Here is a 17854-nt window from a genome sequence, read left to right as displayed (position 1 = left end):
AGTCTGGGGGGATTATGTTGAAACTACAAGAGGGTATGGAAAGGTTAAAACCTTACATAGGAAGAAGGTTTGAAACTTTCCTTACTGAAGAACAATTGTCAAATCTAAGAAGAAACAAGGGTAGGGTTGGACAAATACTTGAGTTGCTTATAGGTCTTAAAAATACATCAAATAGTATTGATTTTGAAGATGGAGAACTTAAAACAAACAAATGTAATATAAGCGGAAATCCAAGAGAAACAATGTTTATAACACAAATATCTACCCATATAGATGAAATACTTACAAAGAAAACCTTTAATGATACATATATTTATAACAAAATTAAAAATCTATTATATGTACCCGTATGTAAAGATGGAGATGAAAGCTCATGGATGTTTTTACCTTTTATTCATGTAGATCTTACAATGGACAAGTATAAGAAATTATACTATCAGCTTGAAGAAGACTATTATTCAATATCTAAGCAGCTAAACGATCATATTTTAAATAGTAAAGATGGATTTATTCATACTTCCAATGGAAAGTTTATTCAAATTAGAAGCAAAGACAGCAAACCTTATTTCCCTATATATTCAGATGTTTACAATTAATACATATCAAATAAAAATCATGCATTTTATTTCAAGAAGGATTTTATGAAATATATACAAGCTTTTCCAAAGGAATAAGTATCCAGCCTTAGGGACGGTTACTTATTAAATTTATTATAAAAAAAGAGAGTTCTCCTCTCTCCAGTACCCCTTTTTAATTTCTTATATAAAAATTTTATATCAAATGCATAAAATAAATAACTGTCCTCCCTAATCTTTTTTCCCTAATTCTCTTCCTTTTTTATACGAAAATTTTATATTAATTATCTGAAATAAGTAACCGTCCTTCTGAATTTTTATGTCAAAAAATAAAAAACTGCCCAAAAGGACAGTTATAAAAAGTTTGTCATTTCAATTGGGCGGTACCCAGAAAAAGCGGTATTTTCACAGTTACTTTAAACAAATCTCCATCGATTTCAACATTGAAAACCCCTTTTAAAGATTCTGTAAGACTGTTTGCAATTGAAAGCCCAAGCCCGCTTCCGTCACTGCTTCTTGAAACATCTCCCCTTACAAATCTTTCAATAAGCTTTTCTGCTTGAATGTTTAATGGAGATGCAGATATATTTTTAATAGAAAATATACCATAAACATCATCTTTTAGAATATCTATATATATCCTTGAGTTTTTCATTGAATATTTAACTGCATTAGAAAGAAGATTTTCAATTATCCTCCAAAGATACTTTCCATCTGAGCTTACAAAAATATTTTTATCTGTACAGTTTACTACCACTTCAAGCTGTGCCTTTTTAATCTTATCTTCAAACTCTCCTAAGGACTGCTCTATTAAATCATGAAGATTGATATTTGAAAAATCAACTTTTAAATTTCCGCTCGAAGCCTTACTAAATTCAACTAAATCTTCTATAAGCTGTTTTAACCTTTGGGATTTTTCATAAAGTATATTTATATAATCCCTTTGAGTTTTTTCATCCAATCCTTCTTTTTTAAGTAAATCAACGTAATTAATTATTGAAGTTAACGGCGTTTTTAAATCATGGGAGACATTAGTAATAAGCTCAGCCTTCATTCTCTCCCCCTTAACAGCCTCATTAAGTGCACTTTTAAGTCCCATTTGTATATTTAAAATATTATCCATTACATATTTAAGCTCAGGCATCATTTGTCCTTTTTTTTCATAATCTATGTTTCCAGAAGAAATTTCCTCAATAGTATCTATAATATTTTGAAGGGAAACTACAAACTTAGAGAAATAATAAAGGCACGCAAAGTTAAAAGCAATTATTAGAAAAGTAAAAAACGTAAATAGTACAAACACATCCTTAAAATAACAAAGACTGTAAAACAAAATTCCATTTATTATACCATAGAAAACAAATAAAGCTATGTTTGTTTTCTTAAATCCATTATTGAAAAATAAATTACTTAATGTTTTTATGGTTCTAAAAATAAAAGAGTATTCCCACATCTTTTTAGCTTTTAAAAGCCTCATAACAGATAACACATAGGCTATGCCTATAATAGCATCAATAAAAGAAATAAAAGTTATTGAGTATATATTATTAAACTCGCTGAAAATTAAAACTGAAACAGCAGCTGCAGCAAAGACTAATATAGTACTTATTTCTATTGGAATGTTATCAATGCCTAAGAGCTTAATATCATCATCTTTACCTTTTTTCCCTGATGTTATTAAAAAATAAATAAAAGACGCCAATAAAGCTGCAATACATACGCATACAGCTATTTTTAAATTTAAAACCAACTTCTTGCCATTTTCAAATTTAATATAGCCCTCATAAAATTCATCCCCGCTTTTTAAAGGAAATCTAACCGCTGTATAAACTTTAATCTCTGTATTATTAATCATGTCTGAAATATCAGGATAATAATAATTTGTATTCCACTGATTTTCATACATATTAACAGGCTGAGCCTTAATTATTTCTAAAGGACTACCTTCTTCTATATTGGTAACTGTTTTTCCTGTTTTATTATCCCTTATATAATAAATAAAATTCTTATTCTTTGAAAGTCTATCATTAATAATTTTGTACCTTCTAACATTCTCCGTATCTACATTTTTCCCAGATAAATATTCTAAAACGCTGCTGTCATTTATCAGTTTAGTATTAAGCTCTATAACATTATGGGTATATCTTCCTATTTTTGATTGAAAATCTGATGTTTCATAGTAATTCTCATAATATAAAGCATCGTGAAATTCAAATAATTTGTAGCTTAAGCCCCAAAACATTGAAAAGGAAACACAGGCTAATATAAAAATTATTGTTTTTGTATAAATGCTATATTTAAATTTTTTCCATTTTATATCCAATACCCCACACCACCTTTAAATATTTCGGCTCTTTTGGATTAATCTCAATTTTTTCTCTAATCCTTCTTATATGAACTGCAACAGTGTTCTCTGGAGAATAGGATGGTTCATTCCATACCCTCTCATATATTTCATCTATTGAAAAAATCCTCCCCATATTCTCCATAAGAAGCAATAATATTTTATATTCCGTTAAAGTAAGCCTCACTACCTCACCATCAACCCTGACCTCTTTCCTTTCTTTATCAAGCTCAAGTCCACCGTTTTTTATAACCTCGCTTTTATTTTCCATACTTCCAAGAACAGTATACCTTCTTAGCTGGGACTTTACCCTTGCCATAAGTTCAAGAGGATTAAAGGGCTTTGTAACATAATCATCCGCTCCAAAGTTAAGCCCCGTTATTTTGTCCGTATCCTCGGATTTTGCAGATAATATTATAACAGGAATATTCTTCTCTTCACGTATTTTAATTAATGCCGACAATCCATCAAGCTGTGGCATCATAATATCAATTATAGCAAGATTTATCTTTTCATCCTCAATTACCTTTAAGCATTCAAGGCCATTATATGCCTTGTACACATTATATCCTTCCATTTTTAAATAAATTTCCAAGGCATTTGCTATATCTCTATCATCATCACAAACTAATACATTTATTTTATCCATAGGAACCCCTCCCGTGTATGATTTTAAAATAAAACAATAAAAATCACCTGCCTCAATTAAAATATTAGCAGGTAATTTTTAAAAAAATTTTGATTAAAATCTTAAGAATTTCTTAAGATAGAAATTTTTACTTTTGGCTTAGTTTTAGTTCTATTTCTTTAAGGTGAAGCTGCAAATTATCAATCTTGCTTTCAAGTCTTTTTATGTCTTTAGGCACCTTAAAAGCAACTTTATAAATAAGGTATATAATCCCTAATATTATAAGAACTATTTCTGCCAATTAAAATTCCCCCTGCCACTTTATATTAATTAATTTTTCTCTAATTATAACATTAATTTTCCATATTTGACACTTGTGTTTTTTGAGGCAGCATTGGAGGGACGGTTACTTATTATATGACTTTAAATTATACGATAGTCGCGGGACAGGCTAAGGGACGGTTACTTATTAAATTTATTATAAAAAAAAGAGAGAGCTCTCCTCTCTCCAGTACCCCTTTTTAATTTCTTATATGAAATTTTTATATCAAATGCATGAAATAAGTAACTGTCCCCCCTAATCTTTTTTCCATAATCCTCTTCTTTTTTATACGAAAATTATATATTAATTGTATGAAATAAGTAACCGTCCCTCTGAATTTTTATGTTAAAAAATAAAAAACTGCCCAAAAGGACAGTATTAAAAAGTTTATCATTGTCAATTGGGTGGTACACTTTACATCATTCCGCTGCTTTAAAATTATATACCGGAACTATTCTTTCAACAATATCTACTGTATCACCAATATTGTTTATAATCTCCTCCATAGGTTTATAGGCGAGGGGGCATTCGTCTATCGTTTCCTTATTAACTGATGTTGTAAAAATCCCTTCCATTAACTTTTTATATTGGCTCAATGTAATAGAGTTTTTAGCCCAAGTTCTGCTCATTACCCTCCCTGCGCCGTGGGGAGCAGAAAAGTTCCAATCTTCATTTCCCTTACCAATGCAGATAAGGCTTAGGCTATCGGTTACTTATACCGTAATCTGCAGACAATCTCTATCCCACAAAATGCCTGCTAAAATAAATTCAGCAGGCATTTTTATTTAAACTCCTTCTACATTTTTAAACACCTTTTCAAATCTGTTTAAAGCCTCATCAATAACATCATCTGTATCAGCAAGGCTTGTGTACATCCTGCTTCCTGCAAGAGTTATAATCCCCTCCGCCATGTAGGCAGCCCCCATCTCCTCCATCATCTTCTTTCTTCTTTTAATCTCATTCATGCTTCCTAAGCTCAAAAGCTTTACAAACATCGTTCCTGTTGTTTCAAGATGACATATTGAACCCTGATTATATGCAACATAGGGAAGCTTATATTTTTCAATAAGCTCTAAAAGGCCCTTTGTTAGTCTGTCCCCAGCACGTCCAGCAACTTCACACGCATTCGTTTTTTCTATTTCAAGTAATGTATAATACCCTGCTGCAGCGCTTAATGGGCTTGCAGCAAGAGTTCCTCCAACATATGCCCTTTTTTTGCCCCCCTGAAGTCCTGCTGATAGACATTCTATAAGTTCTCTTCTTCCTCCTACCCCTCCAGCTCCTGGATATCCTCCTGCTACTATCTTTCCAAATACAGTCAAATCAGGCTTAACATCAAAGTATCCCTGTGCCCCTCCAAGGCCTATCCTGAATCCTGTTACAACCTCATCAAATATAAGAAGTGCTCCATATTTATCGCAAAGCTCCCTGACGTTTTTATTATAATCCTTATCAATAGGCCTTGTTCCGCTCTCTGGGCCAACGGGCTCAACTATAACTGCCGCAGTACCTCCCCTTAATTTATTAAACTTTAGCTTTCTTTCAAGCTGCTCAATATTATTGGGAAATACCTCCTGAGTATGTTTATAGCATGAGCTTGGAATACCATGAGCCTCAAACCCTCTTGTTCCTGGAACATGAAGGCCGTAAACCATTTGGTCGCTCCATCCGTGATAAGCCCCTCCAAGCTTTATAACCTTCTTCTTTTTAGTTGCAAGCCTTGCTATCCTGATTGCTGCCATAACGCTCTCTGTCCCGCTTCCAAGCATACGGAACATTTCAACAGAAGGCATATGCTTGTTTATAAGTTTTGCAATTTTAAGCTCATATTCGCTGAAAAGTCCCGTAACAGGCCCGCATTCTTTTATAAGCTCTATTACCTTCTCTTGAACAGGCTTATAATTGCTTCCTAAAATAGTAGGCCCTCCAGCCTGAAGAAAGTCTATATACCTGTTGCCGTCAGCATCATACATATATGCTCCCTCGGCTTTAGTTATAACTATAGGGAAAGGATAGTTAAAGGCAAGATTATGCTGTACGCCACCAGGGATATAATTTTTTGCTTCAGTTATTATCTCCTTTGATTTTGAACATTTAGTATTAAAATATTCAATATATCTATCCATTGCATCTTTTTTTATTCCCCTTACAGGCTGCTTTAAAAGATTATCAATCCTTTCATAAATTTCTTTTGTATCATGCCATTTTGATATTGCATATCCTTCCTTCTCCACGACATACACCCCCCTTAAAAATTAAAACTTTTATATGCTGATATTAAATCCTTTAAAGACTGCATCTAAAATACATTCAAGCTCACTCCATCCTATTGTCTCTTTTTTATGTTCAAACCATGTAAATATAAGTCCATAATATGCTCCTAAAATTGCTGTAACAATATATTTAGATGGATATTCCTTAGAGAATTCACCGCACATCTGCCCCTCCTGTACAAGAGAGTCTATCATTTCGTTTATTGTATAAAAAGGAGAGACATCTTCATTAGAATTAATAATCGTTGAAAATACTACCCTTCCAGTTAAGTGCATATATGGTATTGAATCATCTAAAAGCCTTTTCATAATCAGCTTTATTCTATCCCTGCAGGATTTAAAGTTTTGACCTTCATTCTCATAAAGTTCCTGTATGTCATCCACTTCTTCCTCCGCTATTGCTTTTAAAAGGCCTTCCTTGCTGTTAAAGTAATTAAAAAAAGTTCCCTTTGAAACATCACTCCTTTCAGTTATATCTTCAATTAAAACATCATCATATCCCTTTTCCTCGAATAAATGCCTTGCAGCCCTTAATATATCTGATTTTGTTTTTATTTTCTTTCTTTCTCTTCTTGAAATCTCCATTAGTGTAATATACCTCCATATTCTTCTCTATGAAACAATTATATATGTTAATAGTTTCCAAGTCAATATTTTTATACTCATGTATAATTTTATACAATATTATATTTTTATATTTCATTTTAAAAATATATAGTATATAATAGAATTGATTCTATATTTTGTAAAATTTATTATGAATTAGGGGGTGGGTTTGTGGGTGTCAGATATATAATTGCCCATGATGTTGGAACAAGCTGCAGCAAGGCAGTATTAGTTGATACTGATGGAAGAATATGCTGTCATGAATCCTGTGATTATCCTCTGAGCGTTCCTCATCCTAACTGGGTTGAACAAAATCCTGAGGACTACTGGAGGGCTGTTGTAAAATGTACAAGAGATGTTATTAAAAAATCATCGGTTTCACCAAAGGATATCATCGGTATAGTTTTTACAACACAGGCAATGGGTATTATACCTATTGATAAAGACGGAAATGTCCTTCGCCCAAATATAACTTGGGTAGATGGAAGAGCAGAAGTTCAGGCTAAAAAGATAATGAAAAGGTTTTTGGGAAGAGAAGTATTTAAATCAATTGTTGGTATTGAACTAATGGGAAAGGATGTTATTCCAAAACTTCTTTGGATTAAAGAAAATGAGCCGGAAATTTATAATAAAACAGAATATTTTTTAGACGTTAATGGATATCTGAGGTTTATGGCAAGCGGTGCAAAAACTGCTGAGCTTTCCGGTGCCTGCTCCTATGGCTTTGATCTTAAGAAAAATGACTGGATGAGGATTTTCTTTAAAATAAGCGGTATAAGCACCTCAAAACTCCCTCCCCTCGTGCGTTCTATTGATAATGTAGGGGGGCTTACAAAAAAGGCAGCAGAAGAGATGGGGCTTTTAGAGGGTACCCCAGTTTTTGGAGGATGCGATGATACTCAAAGTGCAGCCGTTGGCTCAGGTGCTGTGTTAGATAATGAAGCCCATATTTATCTTGGAACCTCCGCATGGGTATGTGTTTCTACAAAAAAGAAACTAAAATTTAAAAATTCTGCAGCATGCATAAAAAGCGCAGATCCTGATATGAATATTGTTGTCGGTATTACCGAATCTGCCGGCTCATGTATAAAATGGATAGCTGATGAATTTTACAGGCACGAACAAGCTGACCCTTCAATTAAGGACATATATGCATTAATGGATGAGCATGTTAAAAAGGTTCCTCCTGGCTCAGATTATCTTATATGCACCCCTTGGATGAGGGGAGAAAGATGCCCCGTAAGCTCAACAACTGTTAGAGCAACCCTATTTAATATTACTCACGAGCATACAAGAGAACATCTAATGAGATCAGTCTATGAAGGTGTTGCCTATAACCTTAGATGGATTTTAGAAAACTATAAAAAGGATTTCGGCTTTGATTTTGATGTGATTAAAATTATAGGCGGAGGAGCACTTGATAAGCAGTGGATGCAGATAATATCCGATGTTACCAAAAAAAGAATAGAGGTCTCAAACAATCCTAAAATGAGCGGTGCCCTCGGTGCTGCAATGTGTGCACTGGTTGGGCTTGGGATTTATAAAGATTTTTCTGAAGTTAAAAAGCTCCTTCATACGGAATATATCTACATACCTCAGGAAGAAAACTATAAGATATATGATGAATTGTTTATTTCCTACAAAAATATATATTATTCCCTTGAGAAAATATATAAAGAAATAAACTCAAAGCGATTTTAACGGTGCCCATTCTCCGGTGCCAAGCACCGGAGAATGGAGAAAACATTTTTAAGGGGGGTTTGTCTTGAAAGAATATAAGGTATATCCATACAGGTGGGTTGTACTTTTTTGTACACTTCCAATACTTGCAATGACGAATGTTTTCTGGCTTACCTTTGCGCCTATTACCAGCCAGGCAATAAAATTCTATAATGTTCCTCCTATTTATATAGCATTTCTTTCAATGATTTATATGATAGTCTATATAGTTGCAGCACTGCCTGTATCATATCTAATAGATAAAAAAGGATTTAAAATTTCTATGCTCATAGGTTCTCTTCTTACTGCTGTTTTTGGAATGCTAAGAGGTATCTTCGCAGATAACTATATTGTAGTTTCATTATGTCAGACAGCAATAGCCTTTGGGCAGCCCTTTCTTGTAAACTCAATAACAAAGATTGCTGCGAATTGGTTTCCTCTATATGAAAGAGCTACTGCATCAGGCATAGCAACTATGGCAGGGTATATTGGCATGATTGCAGCAATGCTTTTATCACCTCGGCTATATTTAACTTTTGGTCTCCCAAAGCTTCTTATGCAATACGGTTATGCTTCTGTATTCTGCGCTATCATTTTTATAATATTTTCAAAGGAAAAGCCTGAAAATACAGTAGATAGGACTAATAAAGAAGAATTTACTTTTTCAAAAACAAAGTCTTTATTAAGCAATAATAATTTTGCAAGGCTTATGGTATGTATGTTTGTCCTTATGGGGATTTTCAATGCCGTTATGACATGGATTGAAGAGATGCTTCGTCCAAAGGGAATCAACTCTGTGCAGGCAGGAACAATAGGAGGAATACTAATAATAGTTGGTCTTATAGGCGCTGTTATTCTTCCCATGATATCAGACAGGATTAAAAAAAGAAAGCCTCTATTAATATGGCCTATACTTTTTTCTGTAATTCCCTTTGCAGTACTCACCTTTTCAAATAGTTATACTGCAATATTGATTTCCTGTGCAGCCTTTGGCTTTTTTATAATGGGTATGGGGCCAATCGCATTTCAATATGGGGCTGAAATTGCATACCCAATACCCGAAGGCACTTCCTTTGGTATTTTAATGCTTATGGGACAAATTTCCGGGGTAATTTTTATATTTTTAATGGATTATTTAGGAAATCTTTCAGGAGGAAACATGGTTTATTCCCTTTATTTGTTTACAGTTCTTATCTTTTTTACTTTCCTCTATGCAATAAAATTTAAGGAATCACCATTAATACTTACTGAAACAAAGGAGAATTTTGATAATGATTATGTTATAAAGCTAAGGCATAAGCTTTGTGAAGGAGGTTTAAGGCTTTTAGAATCTGGACTTGTAAGCGGCACATGGGGAAATTTAAGCCTCAGAATAAATAACGATTACATGATCATAACTCCGAGTGGAATACCATATAAATCTTTAAAACCTGAAGATATGGTAATAGTAAATATAAACGATTTAAGCTATGATGGTGAGCTTAACCCCTCCGGTGAGAGCGGTCTTCACGCTGAAATATATAAAAATAGAAAGGAGATAAATGCAGTAATCCATACTCATTCACAGAGCGCCTGCACAGTCGCAGCTTCAAGGCTTCAGGTCCCTCCTCTTCTTGATGATATGGCACAGATAATAGGTCCTTCAATAAGGGTTGCTGATTATGCAATACCAGGAACTAAAAAATTGATAAAAAATACAATAAAGGCATTAAAAGGGCGAAACGGAGTTCTTCTTGCAAATCACGGGGCTGTATGTATAGGAAGAAGCCTTAATGAAGCTTTCACAGCATGCGAAATACTTGAAAAATCATGTAAAACCTTCATTGAGGCAAAATTACTTGAAAAAGGAGTCCCTCTTGGTAAATTTGAAAGTTATGTTATGCATCAATACTTTTTAAAAAAATATTCTAAAAAGTCACTGACAAAATAATATACTGTTAGTGTAATTCATACTTAAGCAAAACTAATAAGCAAAAATCTCCCATTAAATATAATAAATTTAATGGGGGATTTTCTTAATCGTTTCTTCCTATCCTTTCCTTTATCCTAACCCCAAACTGGAATAATGTTGTAGTAAACAAAATCCCAAAGGCAATGGCCCCTGCAACAGCAGCTGTTTCAACACCTTTATTTACCGCATCGCTGTAACTGCTGTTTACTATATATAAAACTGTAAAATATGCACCTGCGCCTGGAACGAGGGGGAAAATACCCGGTATTGAAAATACGAAGGCAGGAGTTTTTAGTATTCTTGCCATAGTTTCGCTGTAAAGCCCGACAACAACAGCACCTATAAAGGTTGAAAAGACAATGCCCCCTGTATATTCGTAGGTTAGAGCATATGCTGTCCAGCTTAAGCCTCCGCATATCCCCGCCCATATAAGGTTTTTTCTCTGTATGTTAAAAATTATTCCTCCACAGAAGCTGCCTAAAAAAGCCAATAAAAACTCTTTCATACAAATCACATCCAATACACACTAAATGTAAGCATAATACCAACCCCGACACCAACAGCAATTGCAATAAAAAGCGCTTCTCCAAGCCTTGTAAAGCTTGATATTAAATCCCCGTAGAGAGCATCCTTTATTCCGTTTGTAATGCTGACACCTGGGACAAGAATCATAATAGAGCCTATAATTATTTTATCTATATTTAATGCTGGAGAAATTTTATGCGCAATTAAACTGACTCCGCCTGCTATCATTCCCGAAATAAAATACTCAAAGAATTGAAAAAAGCCTATGGATTCAATATCATTTTTAACTTTAAAAATCAGCATGCTTATAAAAAAAGCGGCTATGCTGTCCTTTAAAGTGCCCCTAAACAGCATTGTAAAGGAAAAAGCTATAAACCCTGCTGCAATGCACCTTGTAGGAAGCTTAAAATAGGGCATTTTCTCTATATCTTTAAGTATTTTTACAGCATCCTCATAGCCTATTTTTTCATTCTCAAGCCTTCGTGAAAATGCATTTATTGAATCTATTTTATGCAAATCCATAGTTCTGTTTTCAACACGCTTTACATAGGTTAAGGTTTCGTTTTTATCACCTGTGCAGGATATTGTAAATCCTGTGGGCATAACAAAGCACTCGCACTCTATCCCGTAGCTTTTGCATATAGATTTAGCAGTATACTCTACCCTGTAAATTTCAGCACCGCTTGAGAGCAGAATCTCAGCCGACAAGGAAGCTATTTCCATTACCTGTTTTGTTTGCATATAACTCACTACCTTTTTTTAGCTATAACATTTATACCTCAATAACATTATAATCATATTATAAAAACTTTGAAAAGGAAAGCCTATAATATACCAGCTGAGGAAAACTCGATGTCCAAGCTTGTCCGGCGGGCTGTCACAATGCCGGACTTATAAAAAAATCCCCAAAGGATTAAAAATATCCTTTGGGGAGAAAAATTACATATTCACAGCAATCTGAGCTGATAGCTTTGCGTTGTTAAATACAAGCTGAATATTGGATTCGAGGCTCTTTCCTCCTGTAATTTCCTTTACCTTTGCAAGTAAAAATGGAGTTGTCTCCTTACCCTTTATTCCCTTCTCCTTTGCCTCAGCTATAGCATCCTCAATAGCTTTATTTATAATTTCATAGTCCATTTCATACTCCTTTGGTATGGGGTTTGCAATTATTACGCCGCCCTTTAAGTTAAGCTCCCATTTTACCTTTAGCATATCTGCTATTTCCTTTGGCGTATCTAATCTATAGTCAACTTTAAATCCGCTTTTTCTTGTATAAAATGCAGGAAGCTCATCGGTTTTGTATCCTACTACAGGAACGCCTAAGGTTTCGAGGTATTCGAGGGTCAGCCCTAAATCAAGTATAGATTTTGCTCCAGCACAAACTACAGCAACATTTGTATTTGCAAGTTCCTGAAGGTCTGCGGATATGTCAAAGGTCTCCTGTGCTCCTCTGTGAACGCCGCCTATTCCCCCAGTTGCAAAAACTTTTATTCCCGATAGAGCTGCTATAATCATCGTTGACGCCACAGTTGTGGCTCCATCTAATCCCTTCGAAACTATATAGGGTATGTCCCTCCTGCTCACCTTTATAATTTCTCTTCCTTTTTTCCCAAGGTATTCAATCTCATCACGGCTCAGTCCTGCTTTAAGTTTTCCTCCTATTATTGCAATTGTTGCAGGAACAGCCCCGTTTTCTCTAACTATTTTTTCAACAGAAAGCGCAGTTTCTACATTTTGAGGGTATGGCATCCCATGGGAAATAATAGTAGATTCGAGGGCAACGACGGGCTTTTTTTTATCTATCGCTTCTTTTACCTCATCGGATATAACTAAATATTTTTCAAGCATAATTCCATCTCCTTCATTTTTTTATAAACATTTTCAACTGACATTTCATCAGAAATAGTATTTTCAGATAACAGAGCTATTGCTGCACAAGACATAGCAAACTTTGCGCACTCTGTAATGTCCATACACTTTATACTTGCAAAAGCAAGGCCTGCTAAAAAGGCATCCCCTGCCCCCGTTGCATTTACAACCTTAATCTTTTGCATGTCAATTTTAAACATATTAAATTCTTGCCCTGCACATAGGGCTCCCTCTTCCCCGAGGCTCAAAAACACCCTTTTTACTCCTTTATTTAAAAGATATTCACAGGCTCTTTTAGCATTATCTACACTATCAACACTTATCCCTGTTAGGACCTGTGCCTCATATCTATTAGGCTTAATTGTGTGAAGCCTTCCTATAAAGTCCTTAACCCTTTGGGCCTTTGAGGTTGAAACCGTATCTAAAAAAATATTTACATCTTTAATCTGTGTTATGTATTCTAAAACCTCCCTTGAAAGATTTGTATCTGCAATGCAAATCTTTGAATTTTTAAATATATTTTCTTTAGATTTAATATAATCAATGGTTATCTCCTCACATATATCCATACAGGAGAGAGCTACTGCCATATCCTTTTTTTCATCAAGAATCGATAAGTAAGTTGATGTGCTATGCTTTTTTGAAACTATAACATCGCTTACGTCAATTTTTAAATCTTTGCAGTGCTCTAATATTTTATTGCCGTATAAATCATCCCCTACAGCAGTTAAAAGCTTCACATAAACGCCAAGCCTTGAGAGGTTCTCAGCTATATTTCTTGCAACGCCTCCTAAAGAAATATTAATTGTTCCTATGTTAGAATCCCTTAGTATAAGCTTATCCTTAGGTACGCCCTGAATATCAACATTCGCCCCTCCAAGTACCAAAACATAGTCGTTATTATTTATAATACACCTTTTCTCCATAAAAATCTAATATCTCCTTATAAAGCTATCATTTTGTTTGCTTTAGTAAGCAAACATGCAGGAAGTTCATTTTCAAGTTTCCATATAATATTCATAGGTTTGCTCCCACTGTGGCTTACATAATCTGCAGGTCCAAGGTAATAATAGGGTGAAGCGATGCCACTATCCATCTTATACTCCCTTACAAACAATAAAACCTTCCCTCCATGTTTTTTATGATTTATATATCTTTGTCCTGTCTTTGAAGAATGGGAGGTTGTACTCTGTGACTGCCAGTGAAATAATACTTCATTTATTGCATAATCATCATACAATGTGGAGGGAGAATAATCCTTCTCAGATTTATTAAGAGTAACAAAAAGTACATCAGTTTTTTTATCTTCAATATACAAAATACCTTCTCTTTGGGAAGGTTTCTTTTGTAATGTAAAGTATCCTAATGCTGAAAGTATCTCATCCCTGCTGTAGGTGCAGTGCAAATATAAAGGGCAGGAAAAGCCTAAATCTATTTTTTTATCTATAAAATCTATTTTTTCATAGTTATACTTTAAAATTTCAATAAGCTCTCTAAATAATTCATCATTTTCTCTTACCCTTTTAAAACTGTCCTTTAGTGATTTAAAATTCATAGCATAAAGGGGTTCCTGCCAAATTGTATAATGAAACATAATAAGCATTTTTACTTCTTCTTCTGTCATATTATTTTCATCGATTTTATCTATGCTATTTAAATATTTTAGTAAAATATCAATCCACGTTTTAGAGTTAATGTGCAAAATCCTTAAAAGAGCCTTTGTTAGTTTTCTCTCATCAGCATTAACAAAATCATCCTTAACTCCTGCCTGAACGCATAATCTGCTCCAGTTATCCTTTGAATATATATCCTTTAAAGAAATATGATAATGCTCTGTAAAATTTGAAAGAGTTAATTCTTTACCTGTATCTTCTTCAAATGTGCTTATTCTGTTTACTATGCTGCTTCTGTTGTTAAAATAGCTTTTTATGTTATCTAAAACATATTTTTGAGAAAGTTTTTCAAGCTGTATATAGCATCCCTTAGGAACGTTAGGAAAACCGTTTTGTATCTCCCTTTGAAGAGAACTTCGGCACTTGCCTAATAATGCCCTGAACTTTTCTTCAAAGTTATACTTTTTATGTGCCTGGCCTATAAAATCAAGAACCGTTAAACATTCCTTCCCTTCGCATAACCTTAACCCTCTCCCAAGCTGTTGTAAAAATACTGTTAAACTTTCTGTAGGCCTTAAAAACAAAACCGTATTGATTTCTGGTATATCAACGCCTTCGTTATAAAGGTCAACTACAAATATGAAGTTTATCTCCTTATTCTTTAATTTTTCCTGAGCTCTAAACCTTTCATCATCCCCTGAACCTGAATGCAATGCAATGGATGGTATGCCCTTTTTATTAAAAAAATCAGCCATATATTTTGCATGTTCAATGCTGACACAAAACCCCAATCCTATTATATCTTTAATATCGCTTACATATTTATTTATTGAATTTATAATAAGCTCCGACCTTTTTGTATTATGAGTATAGAGCTTATCAAGATCATTCTTTTCATATCCTCCTCTGCTCCATCTTAAATTGCTAAGGTCAACATTGTCAGAAACCCCAAAGTACTGGAAAGGGCATAGAAGCTTTCTATCTATTGCTTCATTTAATCTAATCTCTGCTGCTATCCTCCCATCAAAATATTCGGTAATATCCTTCCCGTCCATCCTCTCTGGAGTTGCTGTAAGCCCTAATAATATCTTGGGTTTATAGTAATCTATAAGTTTTTGATAGGCTGGGGCTGCTGAATGATGAAATTCATCTATTATAATAAAATCGTAAAAATCAGGAGTAGTTTTATTATAAAACTCCTTTGAATTAAAGGTCTGAATCGACATAAAAAGGTGGTCGATTTGCTGCGGCTCAAAGCTTCCAACCCAAAGATCCCCAAAATTCTGATCCTTTAAAATGCCTCTAAAGGCCGCTATGCTCTGCTTTAATATTTCTTCCCTGTGGGCTATAAAAAGAAGCCTGTTATTAGTAGGATTTTCTTTTCTAAAATTTTTATAATCAAAGGCTGAAATAACTGTCTTGCCCGTTCCTGTAGCTGCAACTATAAGATTTTTATACTTACCATGAATTTCCCTTTCAGCCTTTAACTTTTCTAATATCTCTCTTTGATAAGAATAGGGCTGAATATCAAAACCATATTCGAATGTTTCATAGCTTCCTCTTTTCTCTTTTTCAATTGCATTTTTTAATTTATACCCTTCATAGATATAAAAAGGAGTAAACTCCTTATCGTGCCAGTATGCTTCAAAGGTTGCCTCAAATTTTTTTATAATATCCTTCATATCCTGCTCTGTAACTTTAATATTCCACTCAAGGCCGCTTGAAATTGCTGCATTAGATAAATTTGAAGAACCTATATAGGCTGTACTAAACCCAGTATTTCTATAAAACATATAGGATTTTGCATGAAGCCTCGTTCTTTTTGTATCATAGGAAATTTTTATCTCAGTATTAGGAAGCATTGAGAGAAATTCAACAGCCTTATAATCCGTTGCTCCCATATAGGAGGTTGTAATAACTCTAAGCTTTCTATCCTTTGTAAATTCAACTATTTCATCAGCAATAAGCCTGAGGCCGCTCCATTTAATAAATGAAACAAGCATGTCTATTCTATCTGCCGTTAAAATCTCCTTCTTCAGCTCGCTCACTAAGCTTGGCTCGCTGCTTGAGCCGGTAAAAATAGAGCTTTGGGAAAGAGGGGTTACAGGCCTTACTATGTTATTCTCATTTATAACTGCATACTTTGAATTTACCTTGTCAAAAATTGATAGAAGCATCTTCGCATCCTCAGTTATTAGATACTCAGTAATACTCTCATCATTAAGCGCATGCTTTAAAAGCATAATAATTTTATTTGCAACATCTATTTGCCTTTGCAGTTTATCATCATCACTAATATAACTTAATGCCTTTTTTAAAACTGCATATAAATATTGAGATAATATTGAGCTGCTTTCTTCTTCATCAATATTTTCCTTTTGTATCAATTTCCTATCATTGAGCAAATTAATATTCTCAGAAATCATTCTGTTTATAACCTGTTCATAAAGGCCATCTTTGAGCTCCATATCCACACTTCCTGTTGAAAATATTTTTAATTATTTATTCTCTAAATATTTGAAATATCCTGCAAGTTTTTTGGTGGGGGGATTGGGAGGGTGGGTAGCGTTTTGAGCGCAGGAGACGTGGTGTGGGGTGGGTGTGGGGGACGGTTACTTGGGTGCGAAGGGTGCGAGGGACGGTTACTTATTAATTTTAAGGTGGGTACAAGGGACGGTTACTTATTAATGTTGTTTAAAATGCATTTTGAGAAGGGGGCGCGGACGGGATAGGGACGGTTAGTGTGAAAATGTATCATTCCCATATTTGGATATATATGACAATATACGGTGTTAGATACCGGATAAAGGAGGTATACAGCAAAAAAAGTGCCACCCAATTGACAAGTGAGTTAGGAGGGACGGTTACTTATTTGTTGTTACAACTATATAATTTTATGAATAAAACCACCTCCAAATTGGCAAAATAATACTAAAAATACAACCAAATCTGGAGGTGCGTTATTATGCCAAGGTTGGCAAGAGAAAAATCCTTTGACTCTATTTATCACATCATGGTAAAAAGTATTTCCGAGGTGAATCTTTACATTGACGAAAAAGATAAGGTAAAATATTTGGATTTTATGAAAAAAGCTCAGGATCAGTTTGAATTTAGAGTTTACTCCTACTGCGTAATGGATACTCACGCCCATTTTATTATAGATGCTAATGGGGCAGACATATCGAAAATTTTGCATTTTATCAACTACAAATATGCCATGTATTTTAACAAAAGGCATAAAAGACATGGCCACCTCTTCCAAGACAGATTTAAAAGCAAAATCGTCAAGGATGACAGGTATCTCTTCGCCTTAACTGCTTATGTTCACTATAATGCAACGGATATCAAAGGCTACGAGACAAACCCTCAGGATTATCCTTTTTCATCCTTAGGAATATTTTTAGCTGAAAAGAAGGATGAGTATCAACT

The 17854-nt window shown here is 34.2% G+C and carries 14 protein-coding genes and 1 pseudogene; 4 read left to right on the top strand and 11 right to left on the bottom strand.

The window, feature by feature from the left end; all coding sequences use genetic code 11:
* The first annotated feature begins 17 nt into the window (after window positions 1–17).
* The gene (locus B5D15_RS12965) at window positions 18–596 is read left to right on the top strand and encodes a MutH/Sau3AI family endonuclease (protein WP_278305926.1); all 579 of its coding nucleotides are present in this window, start codon (window positions 18–20) and stop codon (window positions 594–596) included.
* Window positions 597–942: 346 nt separating this feature from the next.
* On the opposite strand, the gene B5D15_RS12960 is transcribed toward B5D15_RS12965, so the two are convergent.
* The 6 genes and pseudogenes from B5D15_RS12960 to B5D15_RS12940 all read right to left on the bottom strand — a co-directional run bounded on the left by B5D15_RS12960 (window position 943) and on the right by B5D15_RS12940 (window position 6727).
* A complete protein-coding gene (locus B5D15_RS12960; RefSeq protein ID WP_078697537.1) occupies window positions 943–2898 on the bottom strand; it encodes a sensor histidine kinase in 1956 nt (651 codons plus the stop codon).
* Window positions 2873–3559, bottom strand: a complete 687-nt coding sequence (locus B5D15_RS12955) for a response regulator transcription factor (RefSeq protein ID WP_078697550.1) — start codon at window positions 3557–3559, stop codon at window positions 2873–2875. The genes B5D15_RS12960 and B5D15_RS12955 overlap by 26 nt, the downstream gene beginning before the upstream one ends.
* Before the next feature lie 136 nt (window positions 3560–3695).
* Window positions 3696–3848: a hypothetical protein gene (locus tag B5D15_RS15515; RefSeq protein WP_179122311.1), complete on the bottom strand. Its 153-nt coding sequence runs from the start codon at window positions 3846–3848 to the stop codon at window positions 3696–3698.
* A gap of 440 nt (window positions 3849–4288) precedes the next feature.
* Window positions 4289–4567 (bottom strand): annotated as a pseudogene (locus B5D15_RS12950) (RtcB family protein); the annotation flags it as partial.
* 87 nt (window positions 4568–4654) lie between these two features.
* The gene (locus tag B5D15_RS12945) at window positions 4655–6103 is read right to left on the bottom strand and encodes an aspartate aminotransferase family protein (protein WP_078697536.1); all 1449 of its coding nucleotides are present in this window, start codon (window positions 6101–6103) and stop codon (window positions 4655–4657) included.
* A gap of 30 nt (window positions 6104–6133) precedes the next feature.
* Window positions 6134–6727: a TetR/AcrR family transcriptional regulator gene (locus B5D15_RS12940; protein WP_078697535.1), complete on the bottom strand. Its 594-nt coding sequence runs from the start codon at window positions 6725–6727 to the stop codon at window positions 6134–6136.
* A 192-nt stretch (window positions 6728–6919) separates the two neighbouring features.
* Here B5D15_RS12940 and B5D15_RS12935 point away from each other — a divergent pair, with 192 nt between their 5' ends.
* Both B5D15_RS12935 and B5D15_RS12930 read left to right on the top strand, forming a co-directional pair.
* The gene (locus tag B5D15_RS12935) at window positions 6920–8449 is read left to right on the top strand and encodes a xylulokinase (protein WP_078697534.1); all 1530 of its coding nucleotides are present in this window, start codon (window positions 6920–6922) and stop codon (window positions 8447–8449) included.
* 64 nt (window positions 8450–8513) lie between these two features.
* Entirely contained in the window at window positions 8514–10397 is a 1884-nt protein-coding gene (locus tag B5D15_RS12930; protein ID WP_078697533.1) for an MFS transporter, read from the top strand.
* An 85-nt stretch (window positions 10398–10482) separates the two neighbouring features.
* Here the strand turns inward: B5D15_RS12930 and B5D15_RS12925 are convergent, their stop codons facing one another.
* The 5 genes from B5D15_RS12925 to B5D15_RS12905 form a co-directional block, all read right to left on the bottom strand.
* Window positions 10483–10923 carry a threonine/serine exporter family protein gene (locus B5D15_RS12925; RefSeq protein ID WP_078697532.1) on the bottom strand — a complete coding sequence of 147 codons (441 nt, stop codon included), beginning with the start codon at window positions 10921–10923 and terminating at the stop codon, window positions 10483–10485.
* Between the two features lie 5 nt (window positions 10924–10928).
* Window positions 10929–11684 carry a threonine/serine exporter family protein gene (locus tag B5D15_RS12920; protein ID WP_078697531.1) on the bottom strand — a complete coding sequence of 252 codons (756 nt, stop codon included), beginning with the start codon at window positions 11682–11684 and terminating at the stop codon, window positions 10929–10931.
* 198 nt (window positions 11685–11882) lie between these two features.
* A complete protein-coding gene (locus tag B5D15_RS12915; protein WP_078697530.1) occupies window positions 11883–12791 on the bottom strand; it encodes a pseudouridine-5'-phosphate glycosidase in 909 nt (302 codons plus the stop codon).
* Window positions 12773–13738: a carbohydrate kinase family protein gene (locus B5D15_RS12910; protein WP_078697529.1), complete on the bottom strand. Its 966-nt coding sequence runs from the start codon at window positions 13736–13738 to the stop codon at window positions 12773–12775. Before B5D15_RS12910 ends, B5D15_RS12915 begins: the two co-directional genes overlap by 19 nt.
* Before the next feature lie 17 nt (window positions 13739–13755).
* Window positions 13756–16893, bottom strand: coding sequence for a DEAD/DEAH box helicase (locus tag B5D15_RS12905; protein ID WP_078697528.1), 3138 nt, complete (start codon window positions 16891–16893; stop codon window positions 13756–13758).
* Between the two features lie 497 nt (window positions 16894–17390).
* On the opposite strand from B5D15_RS12905, the gene B5D15_RS12900 reads away from it, so the two are divergent.
* Window positions 17391–17854 (top strand): transposase (locus B5D15_RS12900; RefSeq protein WP_179122310.1); only part of this gene is annotated, 464 nt, incomplete at its 3' end.

It is taken from the genome of Caloramator quimbayensis (assembly GCF_900167605.1).
Lineage (GTDB): Bacteria > Bacillota > Clostridia > Clostridiales > Caloramatoraceae > Caloramator_B > Caloramator_B quimbayensis.
Note: the sequence above shows the minus strand (reverse complement) of the source record. Positions and strands in the feature narration are given on the sequence as shown.